Source organism: Pandoraea sp. B-6 (assembly GCF_000282835.1).
In the GTDB taxonomy this organism is placed as follows: Bacteria; Pseudomonadota; Gammaproteobacteria; order Burkholderiales; family Burkholderiaceae; genus Pandoraea; species Pandoraea cepalis.
In genome coordinates, this window is record NZ_AKXS01000325.1 from 1 (window position 1) to 211 (window position 211).

Here is a 211-nt window from a genome sequence, read left to right on the forward strand (position 1 = left end):
CGGGCACCCAGTTCGATCTCGATATTGGTCAGACCCCCATCAACATTACCGGCCAGGCACGAACCGCCACGCTGATCAACGGCACCCTGCCCGGCCCGATTCTGCGCTGGCGCGAAGGCGATGACGTTACCCTGCGCGTCGCGAACAAGCTTCAGGCGCAGACTTCCATTCACTGGCACGGCATCCTGCTGCCGAGCAACATGGATGGGGT

At 62.6% G+C, this 211-nt stretch carries 1 protein-coding gene; it reads left to right on the top strand.

Features of this window, described 5'->3' with window-relative positions; genetic code table 11:
* Positions 1–211 (top strand): multicopper oxidase domain-containing protein (locus tag A985_RS23975; protein ID WP_017231972.1); only part of this gene is annotated, 211 nt, incomplete at both ends.